This is a genomic window from Arthrobacter sp. B1805, assembly GCF_002929745.1.
Lineage (GTDB): Bacteria > Actinomycetota > Actinomycetes > Actinomycetales > Micrococcaceae > Arthrobacter_D.
Genome location: NZ_PJIQ01000003.1, coordinates 32,262 through 52,354, shown reverse-complemented (window position 1 = coordinate 52,354; position 20,093 = coordinate 32,262). Strand labels below are relative to the sequence as shown.

Here is a 20,093-nt window from a genome sequence, read left to right as displayed (position 1 = left end):
GCCTCCGGCGAAGACCGCGGCCCTAGTGGCATCAAGGTAGGCGCTGGCAGGTACCCAGGTCCAGGGAATGCACATATTCGAGTACTACGTGATTCTGTTGCGGGGAGCTTAGGTCGCGCAGGCGCCGGAGCTGCCAAGTGAAACATGGATGCTCCGCGCGGACATGAGACGACTCCCGGTGCTCGAGCGATGCCTCCCCGACCTCACCGCCCTCGAGGTCCTGCGAGCACCCAAGGTTCCTTCAACGTCGACGGCCGCGCGGACGCGCTAAGCCGAGATGGAGGGCATAAGGTAGCTTTTCAAAGAGTGCGGGTTGTGAGTGTGGCGGCCGAGTTCCAGACCAGCCAAACTGAGCTTGATCACGCTGGCTGAGGGGCTGGCGGACAAGTGGATCGTCACGCTTTTTGGAATCTTGATAAAGACGGTCAGCTCGCGGGAGCAATGCTCCGGAGGATCGGGGCACGTGAACTCCACGTAGGCCCCGGCCCCCGTCCTCAGCCTGCGTACTGAGGCGCCACCAGCACGGTTGCCAGGTGTGCGGCTCAGAGGATAGTTACGACGGCCCAGCGGAGGTGGCGTCGAGGATGAACCGGGCTGTCTCCTGCGGCTGGTCCCAGTGCGGAAAGTGCCCGCAGTCTTCGAAGACGTGCAGGGTGGCGTCAGGATAGAGGGACATGGCGACGGCGGCCTCACTGAGCGGGGTGACCCTGTCCGACCGGCCCCAACCGAACGCCAGGGTGCCCTTGATCGTCCCCCGTGGCGCGCCTGCCTGGCGCGGTCCGTGCGCGAGAGACTTGCGCGCTTCGTCGAGACTCGGCGAGGTGGCGAATCCGCGGAGCTCCGTGAGGACGAGGTCCGGATCGAGCTTCCACGGGGCCGCGGAGAACTGGGCGAGCAACGCCGTCCGGCCGGCAGCCTGCTGGACGAGTGAGGGCAGGACGGGTTGGAGGCGCCGTACCAGTGCGATGGACGCGGTGATGCTTGCGTTGAAGATGCGCACCTGGGTGTCGTTCCAGAATCCTCCGGAATTGAGTGCGACGACGTTGCCGACGTGACCTCGCCGCGCCATCTCGACCGCGATCCGCGCGCCCATCGAGCTTCCGACGATGTCGGCGTCGCGCAGGTTCTCCTGCTCGAGGAACTGCTCGACGGCGTCCGTGAGGGTCGCTATGGTCACCTCGCCTGCGAGCGGCTCGCTGCTGCCGAACCCGGGGAGATCGATCGCGATGACCTCGCGCTGTTCCTGCAGCAGGGGGATCACGGGGTCCCAGTTCCGAAGGCCCGAGCCGAGCCCATGTACGAGGACGAGGGGCTTTCCAGTGCCGGTTCGTTCGGTGTTCAACATGGAGGGGCCTTTCGTAGCTGGCGCGAGACCTCAGTCTATGCGGGCACGAATCGCTGCAGCCGAACCCTGCGGTAATGAGGTCCCGGGCCATCCGTCCTGGAGGCGACTCCCGCAGGACGAGGGCGATTCTTCTGTGAGAATGGGCGCATGAGTTCGACAGAGATCCGCCACCACCAGGAGTCCGTCACGGTTCATGCGTCAGTCGAGACCGTCTACGACCTGGTCTCCGACATCACCCGCACCGGCGAGTGGAGCCCGGTGTGTACGCGGTGCTGGTGGGAGGACGACGCCACTGCGGGCCAGGTCGGCGCCTGGTTCACAGGGCGCAACGAGCTCCCGCACCGCACCTGGGAGACCCGGTCGCAGGTCGTCGTCGCAGATCGCGGGCGTGAGTTCGCCTGGGTAGTCGGCGGCGATCGAGTTCGCTGGGGCTACACATTGACGCCGGCCGGCACCGGGACAACCCTGACCGAATCCTGGGATTTCCTGCCGGGCGGCATCGCCATGTTCGAGGAGAAGTTCGGGGACGATGCGCCCGCGCAGATCCTCGATCGGACCCGGCAGGCGCTCGAGGGCATCCCGCAGACACTCGCCGCCATCAAGCGCATCGCCGAGTCCGGCACGTCACTTAAGGATGGCCGGCTTTAGCACGCTGACCCTGCAGCGCCGGGGTCAGTCAATCGCGAACTCCAGGTAGGCGGCGGCGCCGGCGACTTCCTGGTCCTGCTCGATGGCGCCCGTGGAGAAACTGATGATTTGGCTAAAGATCCTCACCGTCGCGACCCTGCGGTAATCTCAGGAAGCGCCGGTGAGTATCCGGCCTTTCAAGATGCTGCAGTTCTCTCGCGATGCTGGGACAGCAGGAACTACCCGTCACAGGGTAAAGGGGGACCTGGATGACTTCTGGAGAGACCCGCTATGACTTCAAAACCGTGCACACAGTGCGGGGCGCAGAAGCAAGAGCGAAAACGAAGTGGCAGCAGGCTGGCTGGGAATTTGTAGAGCAGACTCCTGACTCGATTTTGCGGATGAAACTGCTGTTTCGCAAGCCAGCGCCGAAGCGACCGCCGCTCGTGGTGATGGTTGGGCTTGGCGTTCTGTTGATCATAGGAGTCTCCCTCGCTGCTTTCTTCGAAAAGGATGACCCGGCCGACCAGACGTTGGCGGCGCCCTCTATAACCGCGACAAAGGAGGCTAGCGCTGCCTCACCGTCGCGTCAGCCTTCCCAACAAGCATCTGAGAGCCCGACCGCTGAATTCCGACCTGCAGAGGCTGAGGGTTCTGCAGAATCGACAAGCGAAGCCCCGACGGTCGAGCCGGAAACGAGCGCGACCGAGCCCGCGCAAATCCTTACGGTGGAGAACAGTGCGGATCTGGCAGCGCTTCTGCAGGAGCTCGAGCCAGGCAGTTCGGTCGTCGAGACCTTCGCTGCTAATAATGACGACGCTCTCCTTGAATTCGACGCGAATATCGCCTATCTAGCTCCGCATGGCGAGTATGAAACGAGGTTCGATCTCCTGATCAAGCCAGGCAACTACAGCGAGACGTCCCAAAGTGGACCGAACTTCAAATTCGAGAACGTCAATATCGTCAGTGATCTAAAGCTCAACGGTCAGGGAGCGCCCGATTCGATCAGTGCAGGTCAAAATGTGCGGATCATCGCCAGAGTCGGGAGCTACAACCCGACGCAGGAGCTCTTCTTCCTTGAGCCAGTGTCGACACAAATTCGGTAACCGCGGCGGAACGGCGTCCGACCAGTTGAGTGAATCCCCGCCTAGACACTAAACAACCCCACCCTAGTTCTGCCCATCAGGTCAGCTTCAGGTCGCCCCCACGCAGTACGTCGACGTGCACATGGTCCACGTGGCGCAGGATTTCGTTCGCCGGAGCCGGTGCGTCGTAGGGGTGCCACTGCCCCCGAGCGATGCGTGCGCTCCAGAACTGGTCGTCGAAGATGACGTACTGGATGTCCAGGTCCTCGGCATGCGCCACCAGCCAATGGGACAGCATCCATCCCGCGCGCCGGTTCTCCTCTGATACGGGACGGAAGAACACGTCGATTGCACGCCCGTCGTAATGCGTCGATTCCTCCCCGTGTCCCTGCCCGACACCACCCGGCGCGAAACCGCCCAGGTTCTGCTCGCCGAATACCTCGGTTATCGCCGTCCGTACCTGCTCGGCGCGGGGCGTCAAACCGGAGGCGGTCATCTCCTCCACCTGTAGATCCTCATCGACCGAACCCCTGCAGCTCAGCACCGGCCCCGCGTCTCCGGACGGTCCTTCGGCCAGGGCCTGGAGGGCGGCCGGATCGATGTCCGAGGTGTAGGGAGCCTCGACACCGCGGGCTCGCAGAGCCACCGCCGTCGTCGCGAGCTTGGCCTCCTCACGATCGAGCCCAACCTCCCCGTTCGCCGTCCGCACAACGCACTCCGAAGCGCTGAGGAACGTGCCGCCGCTGGAGCGCAGGCCGCCGAGGAGGCTGGGCCCCAGAATCGCCAGCGCTGCAGCGATGGCGGCGAGCAGGAGGACAGTGACGAGCGCGCGGACCGAGCGGCGTCGATGTCTGGAGGTTGCAGGGCCGTTCATCGGCGCTGCCAGTTACCGGTTGGACTCGAAACGGGAGACACAGGTTCACGTGTCGGTTCAGGTTTGCAGACCGCTTCTGCGGCGGACTTGCTCACGACAACCAATCCTCTCGTGGGGGCAGGTTTTCCTCCTGACGGAGTGCGGACCTGCCATTCAGAGAGTTAATCGACGGCCATCGTCAGTAGTTCCCGTGGAGGGCAACCTATCGGTCACCCTCCACGGGTTCAGCAGTCCAAGCAGGTTCAGTAGCGCAACTCCGAGGCCGGGGACCAGACCGTTGCAAGGACCAGATGCTCTAGCTCAGCAAGGCCGATAGGTCTTTCCGCCGGGTGCGTAGCAACGAGGACCGGTGTAACCCGGGTAGGGATCCGCAGCCGCGGGGGGAGCCGGTGGAACGTACTGCGTCACGGGCGGAACGTAGGGCGCCGGCACGGGTGGAAGGTTCCTAATCCGTTCCTGCTCAGCCGCTGCCGCTGCCGCTGCCGCTGCTTCCGCGGCCACCCGGTCAGCCTCAGCACGCGCGTTGGCTTCTGCCTGGATCCGCTCGGCTTCGACGCGAGCGGCTTCCGCGGCTTCTGCCTGAACCCGTTCGGCCTCGACGCGCGCGGCTTCTGCTGCCTTCGCTGCTTCTGCTTCCACTCGTTCCCGTTCGGCCGCAGCCTCGGCTTCCGCAAGAGCCGTTGCCTGTGTATTGGCCGCCGAGAGCGACTGCTCACCCTTGGCGATGTGGGTGTCGAGGTCGCGCACCATTGCCGCAGCCCGATCAGCTCCGACGGCGAGGACGCGGACGGTGTCCTTGCCAGCCCCCAGTGCTTCCCGGGCGGCCTTCGCGGTGGCCAGGGCCGCGAGAATGCCGGCAGCGGTTGCAGCGGCAGCTGCTCCCGTCTCTCCGACCGGCGCTTCGGCGGCCGCAGCGAGGGCTTCCATGGCATCGGTCACCTCGGCCGGCAGGGTGCACCCCTCGGCCGGGTCGAGCAGCCCGACGCCCTGCGCGGTCGCCTCGTTGTACGCCGCTTGCACGTCGTCGTAGTACTTCCTGTTCGGCTCGATGAGGATGGGAACACCCAGACCAACCCGTGCGAGCTCGGCATTGACCAGCGTCTGGTCCTCGATGAATACCGCGGCGAGCACGCGGTCGTATTTGTCCTTTCGCTCGATGTCGAAGTCCAGAGCAACCTTGGTTCCGGGCGGGGTGAGCGATTCGAGTTCCTCGGTAGCCTCGAGGCCCAGGCATTCGACCGGCTTGTCCGGGTGCTTAGTTTCAGGAGTGTCCACATTCAGCAGGCGGACGGTCTGGTCCTCGCCGTCGAAGTTGATGACGAGAGTGTCGCCGTCCACAACGCGCACCACGGTGCCCGGCTGGTAATCGACCGCCGTCTCGTCCGACGAGGCGGAAGTGGTGCAGGCAGTCAGGGTGGAAGCGAGGACTGCAGTGGTCAGGAGGGTGGCCGGTGCGAGGCGGCGATAGCGAGCAGGGTTCATGATCTTTTTTCTGTCGTGTTCGTGCGGATGCTTCAGCACTTGGGATGAGGCTGATTATTGGGCTACGCAGGATGAGGCATGTTTCCAGGCGGCCGATCGAGAGCCGACCCAGCCTGCTGTCATTCGGCAGGGCTATTTTTCGATCAGGGCTGCGTACACCACATAATTGTCGTCGAAGTTTCCCGTCTCCGGGTTGTAGCCGTCGCAGGTGATGAGCCGGAGTTCGGGCTTATCCGTATCGCCGTACACCTTCTGCGTAGGGAAGGAATCCTTCTCGTATTGTTCGCCGTGCTGAACAGCGAAAGCCGCCGTCGAGCCGTCCTCACGTTCGATGTTGATGGTGTCACCTGCTTGCAGCTTCCGAAGGTCCGCAAACACGCCCGGCCCGCCGTCGGTGGCGTTGACGTGTCCGAGCACAACGGCCGGCCCGAGCTCACCAGGCGTGGGGGAGAGGTTGTACCAACCTGCGGGCGCTCCGGGATCGCCGCGGGGAACTTCAAGCGTTTTATCCGGGTTCAAACCCAGCGAGAGAAGGTGCGATGTCGTTCCCGTCGACGGTATGTCGATCGATACCGGGGTGGACCGGGGAAGAACAACTTGCTGCGCAGCAGCTGCGGTAACGTCCGGGTGTGCCGTCGGGACAGCGGAGGAAGACGTTGGAGCAGTGCTCGCGATGGAGACGTCGCTGCCCGGCTGAGCGCCGCACGCCGTGAGGAGGGCAACGGCAATCGCCGCAGAAGCGACTACGCTCCTGCGGCGATTCCGAGTCGAACTCATCATCTGTTGTGGCATTCCGATCAGTTCGATTGCTGCTGGGTATCAGGCCTGAGTGCCACGACGACGGACGACGAACGTTCCGCCAGCAACTGCTGCCAGAACGAAGCCCGTACCGAGGGCGAGAGCAGCGGTGTTGTCGGTGTCCTGTGCAACACCAGTCGCTACGCCGCCGACCGGTGCCTGCACGACCTGAGGAGCCTGCGTTACGACACCGGGAGCAGGAGCAGGCGCGGGAGCAGGGCTGCCGGCGGCCGGAACGCTGGCGGGATCGCCCTCCTCGCAGGCGATGCCGTCGTTGTCCCGGTCGGAACTCGGGTTGTAGAACGGTGAGGTGGCTGGGATGTTCACCTGACCAGCGGCTCGGGCCTGCTCACAGTTCTGGAATGGAGCGGCCATCGCGGGTGAAGCGGACAGCATGGTCATGCCGGCTACAGCGGCGAGAGTGATGGAGGCAATGCTCTTTTTCAATTGGTCCCCTAAAGGTGGTGCGAGTAGAACTGATGAGACGTGCTTCGGAACAAGTTGTGCCGGAGCACGTGACAAGCAGAGTTGTAGCACAGATTCATACCTACGTAGGTTCTTACTCGAATCGTGACGACGCACCGACTTTTCGTTCGCAGGTGCCATTAGTTTAGGGCTGGAACGGGAGAATTGCCGCGTATCGCTGCCGGATCAGACACCCGCTATGCGTCTAATGACCGTGCGCCGAGCTCCTGGAGCTGGCGGATCTTGAGCAAAAGCTGAGCTTCAGATCTTCATAAACAGACGAACTTCTTGGTCAATGGGAAGAATGCCCGGCATCAGGAGCCGCGCGAGTACGCTGCACCAAGACATTGCATCAACACTGGGGGCTTCTATCTCTTCGTCATCCTTTCCGCCTGCCCATAACCCGTCCGGTACCGCCAAACCGAAGGTCCGTACCTCGACGGCCGTCGTCGGCGGAATCGCTCTGTTCCTCGTCGTCATCGGTCTCATCACCAACGGCCTCAGCGGCGCACTCATCATGGCCGCGCTCTTCGCCCTCTTCACGGGCCTCTACACACTCCTGACCAACCGGCCGTCCTGGGTAGGGCTCGCCGGACGCGCGGCGGGAGCGATGACCGCAGGAGCCGCCGTCGTCGTCCTCCTCGTCGGCACCGCGATCGCGCCGGCGTCGGAATCTGTTCCGACGGCGGCCGCCGAGGCGACCGAGCAGGCTGAACCAACGAGCCCGAGTGCCAGCGCGTCGCCGACCGCGACTGCCTCGGCCAAGCCGACACCATCACCGACGCCCAGTGCAACGCCATCGGACGTCGCTCCGCTCGACTCGGACACTGTCGCGAACGTGTCGGGTACGCCGCGGGCGCCGTCGGACCAGCCCGCCGCCAACACCACGGCGCTGGCCCTGCTGGAGACCCTGCCCATCAAGGGCCGCGCGCCGAAGACCGGGTACGACCGGGAGCAGTTCGGGCAGGCCTGGGCGGACGTCGACCGGAACGGCTGCGACACGCGCAACGACATGCTAAACCGGGACCTGACGGACATCGTCCACGCCAACTCGGTGCCCTGCAAGGTGCAGTCGGGCGTGCTCGACGACCCCTACACCGCGACCGTCATCGCATTCCAGCGCGGGCAGGCAACGAGCACCAGAGTGCAGATCGACCACGTCGTCGCCCTCTCCGACGCCTGGCAGAAGGGTGCGCAGCAGCTCACCCTCGACCAGCGCATCGCGTTCGCCAACGACCCGCTGAACCTGCAGTCGACCGACGGACCGACGAACCAGCAGAAGGGCGCCGGCGACGCCGCCACGTGGCTGCCGCCGAACACCTCCTACCGCTGCGAGTACGTGGCGCGGCAGGTCTCGGTCAAGGCGACCTACGCGCTGTGGGTCACGCAGGCCGAGCACGACGCCATGGTGCGCATCCTCACCGACTGCAACGGCATCCTCGCGCCGACCAACCAGGTTGCTCCCTCGATCGCCCAGCCGACCGAGCCGGTGCAGGCCGAGGCGCCCGCGCCGATCGTGCCGGAGCCCGTCGCACCGCCGGCTCCTGTTGCTCCCGCGCCGGCCCCGGCGCCCGTGGCACCAGCACCGGTTGCGCCGGCACCGGTAGCCCCCGCACCGGCCCCGGCGCCCTACTACGCGAACTGTGACGCCGTCCGTGCGGCAGGTGCAGCACCCATCTACGCAGGTACCCCCGGGTTCCAGCCGAAGTTCGACCGCGACAACGACGGCGTCGGCTGCGACAGCTAGCTGCAGCGACACGACGAACGACGGCGGGGCAGCCACGAACAGTGGCTGCCCCGCCGTCGTCGTGGCTTGTCAGGGCCTTCACCCCGCAACGTCAGCCCGGGAGGTCGATACTGACGATGCGGTCGTCGCCTGGCTGCGGGTTACCGCGTCCGCTGGTGTTGTTGGTGAGCACCCACAAGCGGCCGTCCGGTGCTTCCATCACCGCCCGGAGGCGCCCGTACTCACCCACCAGGTACTCGGTGCTGGTGGTGGGGTCGCTCACGGGAACGGCGCGCAGCCTCTCTCCGCGGAGGTTTGCGATGAAGACCGTGTTATCGGCCACCGTGATCCCGCTCGGACTCGCGTCGGCCGGGCTCCACTGCTGCACCGGATCGACGAAGCCATCCTCGTCCGCGATGCCCTCGACGACCGGCCAGCCGTAGTTCTCGCCGGCCTCGGTGATGTTCAGTTCGTCCCACGTGTTCTGCCCGAACTCGCTGGCAAACATGGTGCCGTCCGCCGCCCAGGCAAGGCCTTGCACGTTGCGGTGACCGTGGCTGAAGACGAGGGAACCGGGGTAGGGGTTGTCAGCGGGAACCTCGCCGTCTGGGGTCATGCGAAGGATTTTCCCCGCCAGCGAGTCGAGGTCCTGGGCGCTTTCCGGTTCGCCGGCGTCGCCAACCCCGGCATACAGCATGCCGTCGGGACCGAAGGCGATGCGGCCGCCATTGTGGTTGCTGCTCGACGGCAGGTCGTCCACGAGGGTCTCGGCGTCCCCCAGGGCCAGGGAGCCGGGAGAACCGTCGAGCGTCAGGCGCTGAATCCGGTTGCCGTCCGTGCCGGTCGAGTAGGCGTACAGGCGGTCCTGGTCGTCGACGGCGAGACCCAGCAGGCCGCCCTCGCCGCCGTGCCGCACGCCCTCGACCGTGCCGACCTCCCGCCGGTTGCCTGCGCTATCGAGCTCGACGATCCGTGCGGTGTCGCGCTCGCTGATGAGGAGCGTGTCGCCGAGGAAGGCCATGGACCAGGGCAGGGCCAGGCCTGTCGTGATGTCCTGTGCGTCAGCTGCTGCGTTCACGCCGACGTCAGGCCCGCTGTTTCCGTTCGTGTTTCCTGAGGGGCCGGCAGTGCTCGTCGTGCAGCCGGTCGCCAGGGTGACGACGACGAGGCCGGCAAGACCAGCGAGGGTGAGGTGTCTCGGCATAGCTCTGCCTCTCGGATGGGGTGGCAACGGGGTGGTCGCTTCGGCCCAATGTATTCGGAACGCTCGTCCAGCCGGCTGTGAGTGGGCCGGTGCCCGGTCGCGCGGACCAGGGCAAGCGGCGCGCGACGGCGGTGCGCCTGCGCGACGGCGCCGTCGTCCCCTGTGGTGCCGCTACATGCTCCAGGGCTCCGCGTGGATGTCTGTCTCGTCGGACCAACGCCGTTGCAGGGCGAAAAGTTCGTCCACGACGTCCTGGGGGAGAGGCACGATGTCCTTGCTGTAGGAGAGCAACTCACGGAGATTCTCCTCACGGCTCGTCGACCCGACCGTGGACACCACCTGCGGGGTGCTGTGCGCGAAGCGGACGCAGAACTCGGCCCAGCTGGCGACGCCGGACCGCTCGAAGATGGGCGCGACCTCGACGGCACGCTCCTGGAGGTACGGCTTCCACGCCCCGCCCGGAACATCCCGCAAAGTGTGAACCGGAGCGCCGGCGACGGTGCGCATCGAGACGATGGCTCTGTCCTGCGTCAGCAGCTCGTCCCACAGCTCGTTCGAGGCAAAGCGCTGCAACGGGTTGAGGTAGAAGATGTAGCCGTCGATCAACTCGTCGAGGTGCCCTGCCCGAAGCGCCGCGAGCGGAGCGTCGGAGGTCCACGGGAAGATCTCGAGCACGAACCGCCCCACGAGGCCTTCGTCCTTGATGCGCTGCAGGTCAGCGAGAATCGGCCCGTCCGCGATCATGTCCTCCGCGAAGGCACCTACACCGCTGAGCTGGCCGATGTCGATCGAGCTGATGCCGAGCGGCTCCATGTTCTCGGCGATGGTGGCGCGGACGTCGTCCGCCGTGCCGCCACCCAGCTTCACGATGACGGGCCGGACGTTGCTGCGGTCCTCCTCGAAGGCGGCTCCGAGTACCTCGAGGGCGTGGTCGTACTGCCGGGAGGTGTGCAGCCAGAGCCCGGCGTCGATCGCCGCCCGTGCCATGTGGGCCTGTTGCCGGCGGGGGACGTCGTCGTGCCCGAGCCGCGTGGTGCCGTAGATGTACGGGGGGAGGTCTGCCAGAGGTCTCATTGCCTCAGGCTAACGGAGGGGCGTGCGCCGTCGAAGGCCGGGGTCATTCGTGGCAGAGTGGCGGGCATGCGCTCCACGCCCTCTTTCGTTCTGTCCGACATCAGCGAGGTGAAGCGACTCATCCGCGAGAACCCGTGGGCTACCCTCGTGTCCTCGCCTGCAGGCGGCCTCGTGGCGTCGCACTACCCGGTCATCCTGGAAGACACCGCTGACGACACCATCAGCATCGTCAGCCACGTCGGCCGTCCTGACGAGCAGCTGCACGAACTCGGCGACCACGAGGTGCTGCTGATCGTCCAGGGACCGCACGGCTACATCTCGCCCGGCTGGTACCCCAGCGACCAGATCATTCCGACGTGGAACCATGTCACCGCCCACCTGTACGCGACGCCGGAGATCCTGTCCGACGACGAGAACTTCCAGGTGCTGGGGACGCTCGTCGACCACTTCGAACGTGCCATGCCGGAACCCAGCTCGCTGGCCCTCGACGTCGAGGGGTCCCGCCGCGTGGCGCGCGGGACAGTGGGCATCCGCCTGCGGGTGACCCGCTTCGACGCCCGGCTGAAACTCAGCCAGGACAAGGCGCCCGAGGTGATCGACCGCATCGTCGACGAGCTCGACCACGGCGAGCACTACGCAAGTCCTGCTCTGGCCCGGGAGATGCGACGGGTCCGCGAGGGATGACGGGCGACATGGCGGCCGTCTTGCTCCGCTCTGCCCGGATGGTCGGTACCGAGGGGAATCCGGTCGATGTCCTCGTCGAGAAGGGCATGATCACGGCGATGGGCGAGGCCCTCGATCCAGATGGAGCCGAGGTGGTCGATCTGGGCGGTCGGTGGGTGTCACCCGGATTGTGGGACTCCCACGTGCACATGGACCAGTGGGCGCTCATGCGGCAGCGTTTGGACCTGTCGTCGGCCACTTCCGCCGCCGCTGCGGCGTCCCTCGTGGGTGAGCGCCTGCGGTCGACGCCGCCACCCGCCGGTCAGCCCCTGATCGGCTACGGCTTCCAGGATGGCTTGTGGCCGGACGCGCCGGCACGGGCCCTGCTCGACGCGGTCAGCGCCGACGTTCCCGTGGTCCTCGTCAGCAAGGACCTTCACGCGCTGTGGCTCAATTCCAGCGCCCTGACCGAGCACGGCCACGGCGACCATCCCACGGGATTGCTGCGCGAGCAGCCCGCCTTCGAGATCAACACGCGCATCAGTGCGGTTCCCGAGGAGCACCTCGACCGCTGGGTGTCAGCGGCAGTCGACGCCGCGGCCGCCCGAGGCGTCGTGGGCGTCGTCGACCTGGAGATGACGCTCTCCATCGACCGGTGGGCGCGACGCGTCGCCGGCGGCATCCGCGGACTGCGGGTCCGGGCCGGCGTGTATCCGCACGATCTCGACGCCGTCATCGCGCGAGGCCTCCGCACGGGAGACATTATCAACGGCACCGACGGCCTGGTCGCGATGGGACCGTTCAAGATCATCACCGATGGTTCGCTGAACACGAGGACGGCGTTCTGCCATGATCCGTATCCCGGGCTCGAGGGTGCGGAGGGAGGCCGAGGAATCTCCACCGTCGACTCCAGGCAACTCGTCGACTACCTCTACCAGGCGTCGTCGGCGGGACTCGTGCCCGCGGTCCACGCGATCGGCGATGCCGCGAACTCGCTGGCGCTCGACGCATTCGAGGAAGTCGGCTGCGGCGGCAGTATCGAGCACGCCCAGCTTGTCCACGAGCACGACTTCGGCCGCTTCGCTCGGCTCGGCATCACGGCCAGCGTCCAGCCGGAGCACGCGATGGACGACCGCGACATCGCCGACCGTTACTGGCCGGGGCGAACGGACAGGGCTTTCGCCTTCGCGAGCCTGGTGGGAGCAGGGGCGAGAATCACGCTCGGCTCTGATGCGCCCGTCGCGCAGCTCGACCCGTGGGTTTCGATGGCCGCCGCCGTGTCCCGTGCTCGGGACGGGCGGGAAGCATGGCACCCGGAGCAACGCGTGCTGTCGTCGGTGGCCCTTGCGGCCTCGACCGGCAGGCATCCAGCGCTTCGCGCCGGGTCAGTTGCCGACCTCGTGGTGACCGAGATGGATCCGCTCGGTGCGAGTGACGCTCAACTCCGGAGTTTCGAGGTGTCGGCGACCATGCTCGGCGGTCGCTGGACGCACTTCACCCTCGGCTGAGGGCGGGAGCGACCTCCCAGCCGCTTCCATCGGCGGGAAACGGCAGGCCGGCTTCGAATGAGGGGGATTTACCTGCGCCGCAGCATGCAACGTGAAGGGCCGCCCGGTCCCGTGAGAGCGAGCGGCCCTTGGAGAGGCGCGGGAGTTGATCAGGCGATCAGAGGCCCGTCGTGCTCACGCCGTACTCCGCCTGCTCCGGAGTGAAGCCCTCGAAGAGCAACTGGTCGACCAACCCTGGACGTGAGAAGGATGTGAATTCCAGGTAGTTGGCAGCGGACTTCGCAGCCTGCTCGTTCCAGTCCACCGTGACATTGTCCACGGCATAGGTCGCATCCTCGGTGGAGTACTTCTCGAACTCGAGCTGCTTGATGAGACCGGTACGTGAGAATGCTGTGTAGTCGAGATAGCTTTCGGCGGACTGGACGGCATTCTTCTGCCCTGAGGTCATCGCTGACGCCGGCGCTGGCTCCGGTGCTGCGGGTTCGGCTGCGGCCGGCTCTTCGGCGGCGGGAGTTGTGGGAGACGGCTCCGGTGCCGCCGTCTCAGCAACAGTGGGTGTCTCTGCTCCAGCAGGCTCCTCGGCAACCGTGGAAGCGATCGGAGCCGGCTGGCTCGTTGCCACCGAGTTGGCCATGGCCGAGAACGAGATCGCGTTGATGACGAAGGACGCGAGGATGACGACGACGGTGATGATCCATGCCTTCACCTTGTGCTCCGGGTACCCCGCAAGGCGGCGCTTCTGCGAGTCCGTTTGGTTGCCGGTGAGGGTGATCACCAGATCGATGAGGTACCAGATCCCCAGCCCTCCCAGCGTCAGGAGCTTGATGATGCCTGTTCCCACCTTGCCGAGGTAGAACCGGTCAACGCCGAGTCCGCCCAGGAAGAGGGAGAGCAGCCATGTCGCCAGGAAGCTCTTCTGCGGCTGCGAGTATCCCTGCTCCTGCCCGTACTGCGACTGCGGGTACTGCTGGGTCGCCCCTGGATACCCGCCCGGCGAACCGGGGTAGCCGGATCCCTGCTGAGCGAAGGGCTGGTTACCCTGGCCCTCGAAACCCTTGGGACTGTACGGAGGTTGTTCTGTGTTGCTCACTAATTCCCCTTGTGTTCCTGAAGCTCCCGACATCGGAGAGCGCGAAAAGGGACGCCGAACAATTCAAGCTCCCCCGTGCTGAATCGTCCTGGGACGAATAGCTCGGAGTCAGATTACCGGTACTCGCAGACACTTTCGGTTGAAGTGCCTTTACTCCTCGCAATATGTCGGGAATGCAAAGCGCGGCGCCGAGGGGGAGCCGACGTCGGATGTGGGGCATTCGGCCCCACGTCCCTTTTGCTCGATTACCGGCCGACGCGCTCGAAGGGCGACTCTGCCGCTCCGGTCCAGCGGTACAGATCGAGTACGGCGGTCTGCTTCGTGACGCCGTCCTCGAGGACCCGCCCCTGCGTGGCGATGTAGAAGTAGCCGTTGCCGAGCGATTCCATGCCGACGTCGGCCGTGAAGTTCCAGCCTCGGATGCCCGTGCTCTTGTGCCGCAGTCCCTGCTGCAGAAGGGGAAGGAGCAGGCCTTCCTCGTAGGTCGGCTGGCCCTCGAGGACGCCCCAGGTGGGGCGGGAGGAGCCGTCGATCGCGTACAGGGAGTAGTTGGGGAACTGCTCCTTCACACCCCTGTACACACCCATCAGCCACGTATGGGTGAAGGCGTCGTAGTTGAGGTTCTGCACGCCGTAGGTGGTGTTGCCCGTGTAGACGAAGTACTTGCCGTCAGTGGTCGCGGGGCCGCTGGTGTGCGGGGCCGCCTGCGTGAGGGGCTGCTCGTACTTCTTCCAGCGCGTGATGTCGTACTGCAGCAGCACCTGGTGGTCGTTGTCGTCACGCTCGGTGTTGGAGTAGACACCGTAGGCGACCGTGAGCAGCTGCTTGCCGTTCTTTCTGCCGAAGGCCGGCCCGAAGGAGACGCCGTCGATCCCGCTGCTGCCGTACCGGTGGTCCGGCGTGTTCGCGATATTGCCGTCGAAGACGCCGTTGCCGTCCATGTCCGCGGTGAAGTCCTGCACCACTTCGTCGAGGTAGACGGCGGTGACGATGCCGTCCGTCTCGGCGTCCATGTCCATCCCGGTGATCTTGTCCACGTCGAAGATGGCGATGTAGAAGGACTCGGCCGCCTTGTACTCCAGTGACCCGTAGACGCGGCCGTCCTTCTCGTTGAAGTCGAGGTCTCCGAGGTGCCCGGTGAAGCCCGTGACGGTGCCGAGCACGGTTCCGTCGAGGTCGGTCTTCACGAGCATCGAGGTGAAGGAGTAGTACACGAACTCGTTCTCGGTGTCGACGGCGATGCCCTGCACATGGCCGGCGGGCCAGGCGCCGCCGTCGATCGTGGCAGGGAAGTCCTCGACGGCTGGCTTCGCGGCCCCGGTGACCAGGACGGCGGACAGCAGGAGGGTAAAGGCGCGGACGATTGCTTTCACGGGAGGGCTCCTCGTCGGGCAGCGATGGTGTCGCTTCCACGCTGTCGAGGGCGAGTCACGCGCGGGTGGCCTCAGCGGAACCCGGAGGTGAACAGCCTGCGAAAGGCTCGTTCATGCTATCGCGGAGCAACGCTATCGATCGAGCCGGCCATCCCGAAGCTCGGCAACAAGCACATCAAGTAACTCGGATACATCCTTGAACCGCTTGCTATGGATGATATCCGGTTGATCAATAGCGCCAGAGAGGTGCTTCATCCAATATGAGAATCTATCGTCGTACAGATCAATGAACTCAACGAATGTTAATATATTGCTCTCACTCGTGCTTGCCCCTCCTTTAATCATCAGTTCGCCGACGGCGCGCTGCTCATCTTTCCAAACTATTGCCGCGAGACCTTCGTGCCGATCGGTTGCTAGCCTTCGAACGATGTCGTTAACGCGGAAGCTCGCACTTCTGGTCTCCAGATCTTGTTCGAAGCGCAGCAGGTTTGCCCGTCGATATAGCAACTCCTGGACTGCCCAGTAGTTGGCGAACCGGTATAAGGTGCCGAGTCGTGCTATCTCCTTGCGATATCCATCTGCGCCGTGGAGGTAGTCAGAAAATCCTTCCTTCTGTATATTCTTTATTCGGTGACTCAGATTATCCGCCGCAACAAGAAGTGGCCCGCGCAACAGATCCAACTCCTCGCCCGCCTTATACCTTCGTTCTTCTCGAATTGCTTCACGTTGGTGCCTAGCGCCTAGCCAGGCAACTAAAAGCGCTGCTACCCCCCCTATGAAGGCACCTAGGACTCCATCCAGCAAGTTCATGTTGATTCAGCGACCTTGATCACAGATTCGATCATGCTCCACAGTGCAGTCGGCACGCACTCAAGTCAATACATACGGCGAGCACCACTAGAACTATTGCTTCCACGTTCTGGGCTCAGGGATGAGCATGAGGGATACTCACTAGGAGGACTGTCCGAATCTCCTGACCTACCGCCGTCAGGGACAGACATGCCGCCTGGACTACTAGGCTTTTCAATACCGCCTCCCGATCTGTTGCAATTTCCACCAGGATCGGCTGCGGATCCAGGAGGATCGGCGGTGTTGTATTTGGCGACTGTTGATCGCTAACCAAGCCGCATCAGGACTTGACGTGGCATCAACCTGCGGTGAGTTCGTTGAAGTAGGGCCATCGGGCTAGAGCCCAGGCCTCCAGTTCCACGGCGCGGGCATATAGCGCTTCAGGCGTCCAGTCGTCGTTCTCCGCATATACTCGCTTGGTCGTGGAGAACACCGTCTCAACCCTCAGGTGGTCGCGGACCGCCGACCAGTCGCGATTGTTTTTTGAAGAGTTTGCAGGCTGCGAAAGCGGAACGAGGTTCGCCCAGGTATTAGCCAACATGTCGTGTTCCTCGCGCGTGAATGCTTCCGTCCAGCTACCCGCGTAGTCTTGTGGCATCAAGTGATCGATGGTGATGTCTGGCAACCGAACCATTATGTCTCCTCGGGTCGAGGAGCGTTCGTACTCTGCAAGGACGTATTTGCAGATCCGCCGCCCGTACAGGTTCCCGGTGCGAATCCCCTGGGCGAACATTGCGTCATTCGGGAAGGTAACTGTGGAGGAGACGACCTGCTTGCGTACTTCTCGTGCATCGGCTCCAGCGTCCCGCCATAGACGTTTGAAGATGGCATGCAGACCGGTAGGCTCAATCCCCAGAAATGCTCGGCGTACTAGGAAAGACTCGACGATCCTCAGGCACTTCGTCGCATCTGGTATATCAACTTCCCCAGCACTAGTGGCCGTCAGCAACTGCATGATGTACGGATAGCACGATGCGGGCCTATTGAGATCGACGAGCCGCCGTACGAACTCTTGTAGTTCGAGATCGAGCCCGGCAAGGCGCCCGGAGTGGATGGCGTTGTAGGCAGACTGATGTCGGCGGAGGTCACTCATTATCTCAAGCAGTTGTTGCTTCCCTGACAGATCACCGTCGCTGGTCAAGTCACTCCAGCGGCTAGTTAGCGCCTTGAATGTCGTAGCCTTCGTTACTGTCGAATCAATGGTCAACGCGAAAGGAAAAAAGTAACCTGTTTTCGCAGGGTTGTCCGCGAATGCGTCTTCGAAGGGCTTCCACTGCTCCGAATACAGCCTGAGGGCAGTATTTGCATTATCCTTCAAACGCTTCAAGACCTCGTTCCTGACTAGATCAATAATCCCTAACCGGACGCCTTCGTTATTGAGTCGGTCAAATACCTCATTGGGGTCGTGCGCCTCGCCGAGTCTGATCTCGACAAATTCGAGTTGATCCAGCAAAACTTCACGCAATTTCTCAAGGCGGTCGACTGAGACACTGGGTGGTAGAGGGAGCCCATCCTCGCTGTAGAGGGTGCGTTGCTCGATATGGCGCAGGATGATTTTGAAGGCTTTCGTCATGTCACCGGCGTCTTCACCCGCTTCGCGCTCGACGTCCAGGTGCAGCTCGAAGGGATTCTCGAATGCACCCCGCAGTATGTTGTTGAACTGTCGCGTATCCCGGAGCGTTGGCCGCAGTTTGGGGTGATTCTTCGTCTCTCGTTTCCTGCTCACCAGGTACTGACCGTACAGGTCCCGCGCCAATTCGAGTCCGATCGGACCGAAGGTTTGCGCGTGTTGCGCAAGAGCGACGATGGTTAGGACCATGGTTGTCAGCCGTTGCTGGCCGTCAATCACCCAGTACTGACCTGCTTCTCGTGCGGTCGGAGCTCGCTCGTCGTCGAAGACTAAAGCGCCAAGGAAGCGCCGCGTGTACTGCTCATCGATGACGGTATCAATATCAGACCAGAGCTGATCGATTTCTTTCTTGCCCCAAACGTAGCGTCGCTGAAACAGCGGGCAGTAAAGCTGCACATCGTCACCTAAGCGCTCACTGAGTGTAACGGGAGCAGCTTCTAGTCCTCTGACGTGGCTCATAGCCCTACTTTCGCTTCAAGAATAGAGAAACCCAGGCTAGTGCAGAACGCTGATCAATGTGACCGCCGAGCGAATAGTTCGTTACGTCGACTGTTGTCCAGCACGTGCTCAAAAGAGCGAGCGACGGCGCCGTCTAGGCAAGGACCGGGGGCGGCATCCGGCGTGAGGACTTGGCTCCTAATGCCACCAGGTTGCGGCGTTCGGCGAAAGCAGTCCCTCCCCGGTCAGGGGCGACGACGAAACGACGACGTCGCTGTCTGGGAGACGCATCGGCGCCAGCTCATCGCGACCGCCACGAGGAACTGGTCATTGCTCAAGTCGGCAGGGTATGAAAACCCTACGCGTTCGAGTGCTGGCAGCTGTTCGGCGGCCAATGAAGCGTCTACTCGCTCGGCTTGCCTGGCAGAGGGGCAACGATGATGACCTGAGGGGTCCTCTCTGAACGGAGCGGTCATTCACGAGCAAATCCAAGCGGATCGCACTCGTTGCTTTGGTGTGCTTCGATTGCGACCCTGAAGTCGTTTTAAGTGCCGGTCCCGCTTGCGTAGTCATCGTGGCCGGGCTTGTGCTCTGCACCGGCACCCCAAGTTAATTTTGAAAACACGGGGTCTGCTCCGTGCCAGGTCTGCATGGACGTCCGCCCGGCGGCCATCGATGGAGGGAAGCCGTCCGGTTAGCGTTTCAGGGCCATGGATGATGAGCGCGCTCACTGGGGCCCTGAGATAAGCCTATTTCCGCTAGGAGCTTGGCCCTCGCGAATTCCGGTGCTGGCAACATCGGCTACGGGCCGCTGGCACCTAAGGGCGCGAGGTCGGCGACGATGTCGGCGGCCGGTCCGGTGCGCGTGGCGCGGTAACCCGTGCCGGCCCAGAGGTGCAGGGCCTGCAGGTCGTTGTTGGCTGCCGCAGCGGCGCGGATCGGCGCGGTCATCGAGTGGATCTGCGGGTAGGCGTGGCTGCCGGGGTCGTGGCGGTCCATGAACCTGTTCCGCAGCCCGCGGGCCGGTCTGCCGGTGAAGGCCCGGGTGACCTTGGTTTCGGTGAACGCAGGGTCCTGCAGCGCGGAGCGATGGGCACGGTTGGTCCCTGCCTCGTCCGCGAGCAGCAGGGCGGTCCCGACCTGGACGGCGGCGGCACCGGTCTCCAGGATCGCGCGGACCTGGTCGCGGGTGCTGATGCCGCCTCCTGCGATCAGTGGGAGGTCGACGGCGTTCCTGATGGCGCCGATCACTTCGGGGAGCGGCTCGATGCCGGGCTCGGCGGCGGGGTCGAAGGTGGCCCGGTGGCCGCCGGCGTCGGGCCCCTGCACGATGAGGAACCGCGCCCCGCGGTCTGCAGCGGTCAGTGCCTCGTCCGCGGTGGTGACCGTGACCGCGGTGTGGATGCCGAGCGCGTTCAGCTCATGCAGTACGTCCGCATCGGGGCAGTCGAAGGTGAAGGAGACGACGTCGGGCCTCAGGTCGCGGACGACGTCGAGCTTGCCGCGCAACGCGTCGTCGTCCCAGATCGGTTCGCCGACGTCGACGCCGTACCGGTCGGCGTACTGCTGCAGTTCCTGCCGGTACGTCTCGAGCTCGTTCTCGTCCACGTCGTTGGCGGCGACGACGAAGAGGTTCACCCCGATCGGCCCTCGGGTGCGAGCCCTGGTGGCGGTGATCTGGTCCGCGAGCTGTTGCGGGCTCTTGTACCCGCCGGCAAGGAACCCCAGGCCGCCCGCAGTGCTCACAGCAGCGACGAGTTCGGGGGTGGAGGGACCTCCGGCCATGGGCGCGCCGACGATCGGCCGCTCCAGCTCGAAGGGCAGGGACACCGAGTTCGATGACACCACGCGAATACTTCCTC

The 20,093-nt window shown here is 64.2% G+C and carries 17 protein-coding genes; 5 read left to right on the top strand and 12 right to left on the bottom strand.

Translation table 11 applies throughout. The features are described 5' to 3' along the window. Positions 1–553 precede the first annotated feature (553 nt). Positions 554–1,345: an alpha/beta fold hydrolase gene (locus tag CXQ96_RS04410; RefSeq protein WP_104116834.1), complete on the bottom strand. Its 792-nt coding sequence runs from the start codon at positions 1,343–1,345 to the stop codon at positions 554–556. Between the two features lie 147 nt (positions 1,346–1,492). Here CXQ96_RS04410 and CXQ96_RS04405 point away from each other — a divergent pair, with 147 nt between their 5' ends. Together CXQ96_RS04405 and CXQ96_RS04400 are read left to right on the top strand one after the other, a co-directional pair. Then, the gene (locus CXQ96_RS04405) at positions 1,493–1,993 is read left to right on the top strand and encodes an SRPBCC family protein (RefSeq protein ID WP_104116833.1); all 501 of its coding nucleotides are present in this window, start codon (positions 1,493–1,495) and stop codon (positions 1,991–1,993) included. A 248-nt stretch (positions 1,994–2,241) separates the two neighbouring features. Continuing rightward, positions 2,242–3,078, top strand: a complete 837-nt coding sequence (locus tag CXQ96_RS04400) for a DUF4839 domain-containing protein (protein ID WP_104116832.1) — start codon at positions 2,242–2,244, stop codon at positions 3,076–3,078. 76 nt (positions 3,079–3,154) lie between these two features. Here the strand turns inward: CXQ96_RS04400 and CXQ96_RS04395 are convergent, their stop codons facing one another. From CXQ96_RS04395 to CXQ96_RS18585, 4 genes are all read right to left on the bottom strand, one after another. Next, positions 3,155–3,931 (bottom strand): hypothetical protein, encoded by a 777-nt coding sequence (locus tag CXQ96_RS04395; protein WP_104116831.1) that lies wholly within the window; start codon positions 3,929–3,931, stop codon positions 3,155–3,157. 300 nt (positions 3,932–4,231) lie between these two features. Continuing rightward, complete coding sequence (locus CXQ96_RS04390) at positions 4,232–5,413, bottom strand: thermonuclease family protein (RefSeq protein ID WP_104116830.1); 1,182 nt, start codon at positions 5,411–5,413, stop codon at positions 4,232–4,234. A gap of 132 nt (positions 5,414–5,545) precedes the next feature. Beyond that, positions 5,546–6,205 (bottom strand): class F sortase, encoded by a 660-nt coding sequence (locus CXQ96_RS04385; protein ID WP_258058857.1) that lies wholly within the window; start codon positions 6,203–6,205, stop codon positions 5,546–5,548. Between the two features lie 27 nt (positions 6,206–6,232). After that, positions 6,233–6,658 carry an excalibur calcium-binding domain-containing protein gene (locus tag CXQ96_RS18585; RefSeq protein ID WP_219816084.1) on the bottom strand — a complete coding sequence of 142 codons (426 nt, stop codon included), beginning with the start codon at positions 6,656–6,658 and terminating at the stop codon, positions 6,233–6,235. Positions 6,659–6,971: 313 nt separating this feature from the next. Between CXQ96_RS18585 and CXQ96_RS04375 the strand changes: the two genes are divergently transcribed. After that, complete coding sequence (locus CXQ96_RS04375; RefSeq protein WP_258058856.1) at positions 6,972–8,423, top strand: DUF1524 domain-containing protein; 1,452 nt, start codon at positions 6,972–6,974, stop codon at positions 8,421–8,423. Positions 8,424–8,514: 91 nt separating this feature from the next. Here CXQ96_RS04375 and CXQ96_RS04370 read toward each other — a convergent pair whose 3' ends face one another. Beyond that, positions 8,515–9,606 (bottom strand): sorbosone dehydrogenase family protein, encoded by a 1,092-nt coding sequence (locus CXQ96_RS04370; RefSeq protein WP_104116827.1) that lies wholly within the window; start codon positions 9,604–9,606, stop codon positions 8,515–8,517. A gap of 171 nt (positions 9,607–9,777) precedes the next feature. Further along, on the bottom strand, positions 9,778–10,680 hold the full coding sequence (locus CXQ96_RS04365; RefSeq protein WP_104116826.1) for an aldo/keto reductase: 903 nt from the start codon (positions 10,678–10,680) through the stop codon (positions 9,778–9,780). A gap of 66 nt (positions 10,681–10,746) precedes the next feature. Here CXQ96_RS04365 and CXQ96_RS04360 point away from each other — a divergent pair, with 66 nt between their 5' ends. Together CXQ96_RS04360 and CXQ96_RS04355 are read left to right on the top strand one after the other, a co-directional pair. Beyond that, positions 10,747–11,364: an FMN-binding negative transcriptional regulator gene (locus CXQ96_RS04360; protein WP_104116825.1), complete on the top strand. Its 618-nt coding sequence runs from the start codon at positions 10,747–10,749 to the stop codon at positions 11,362–11,364. 8 nt (positions 11,365–11,372) lie between these two features. Next, positions 11,373–12,851: an amidohydrolase gene (locus tag CXQ96_RS04355; protein ID WP_104117033.1), complete on the top strand. Its 1,479-nt coding sequence runs from the start codon at positions 11,373–11,375 to the stop codon at positions 12,849–12,851. A 157-nt stretch (positions 12,852–13,008) separates the two neighbouring features. Here the strand turns inward: CXQ96_RS04355 and CXQ96_RS04350 are convergent, their stop codons facing one another. The 5 genes from CXQ96_RS04350 to CXQ96_RS04330 all read right to left on the bottom strand — a co-directional run bounded on the left by CXQ96_RS04350 (position 13,009) and on the right by CXQ96_RS04330 (position 20,076). Then, positions 13,009–13,941 (bottom strand): Ltp family lipoprotein, encoded by a 933-nt coding sequence (locus CXQ96_RS04350; RefSeq protein WP_258058855.1) that lies wholly within the window; start codon positions 13,939–13,941, stop codon positions 13,009–13,011. A 245-nt stretch (positions 13,942–14,186) separates the two neighbouring features. Then, entirely contained in the window at positions 14,187–15,314 is a 1,128-nt protein-coding gene (locus tag CXQ96_RS04345) for a hypothetical protein (protein WP_181036349.1), read from the bottom strand. A gap of 132 nt (positions 15,315–15,446) precedes the next feature. Next, positions 15,447–16,124: a hypothetical protein gene (locus CXQ96_RS04340; RefSeq protein ID WP_146070807.1), complete on the bottom strand. Its 678-nt coding sequence runs from the start codon at positions 16,122–16,124 to the stop codon at positions 15,447–15,449. A 337-nt stretch (positions 16,125–16,461) separates the two neighbouring features. Next, complete coding sequence (locus CXQ96_RS04335; RefSeq protein WP_104116822.1) at positions 16,462–18,252, bottom strand: DUF262 domain-containing protein; 1,791 nt, start codon at positions 18,250–18,252, stop codon at positions 16,462–16,464. A 780-nt stretch (positions 18,253–19,032) separates the two neighbouring features. After that, the gene (locus CXQ96_RS04330) at positions 19,033–20,076 is read right to left on the bottom strand and encodes a nitronate monooxygenase (protein ID WP_219816099.1); all 1,044 of its coding nucleotides are present in this window, start codon (positions 20,074–20,076) and stop codon (positions 19,033–19,035) included. Between the last annotated feature and the right edge of the window lie 17 nt (positions 20,077–20,093).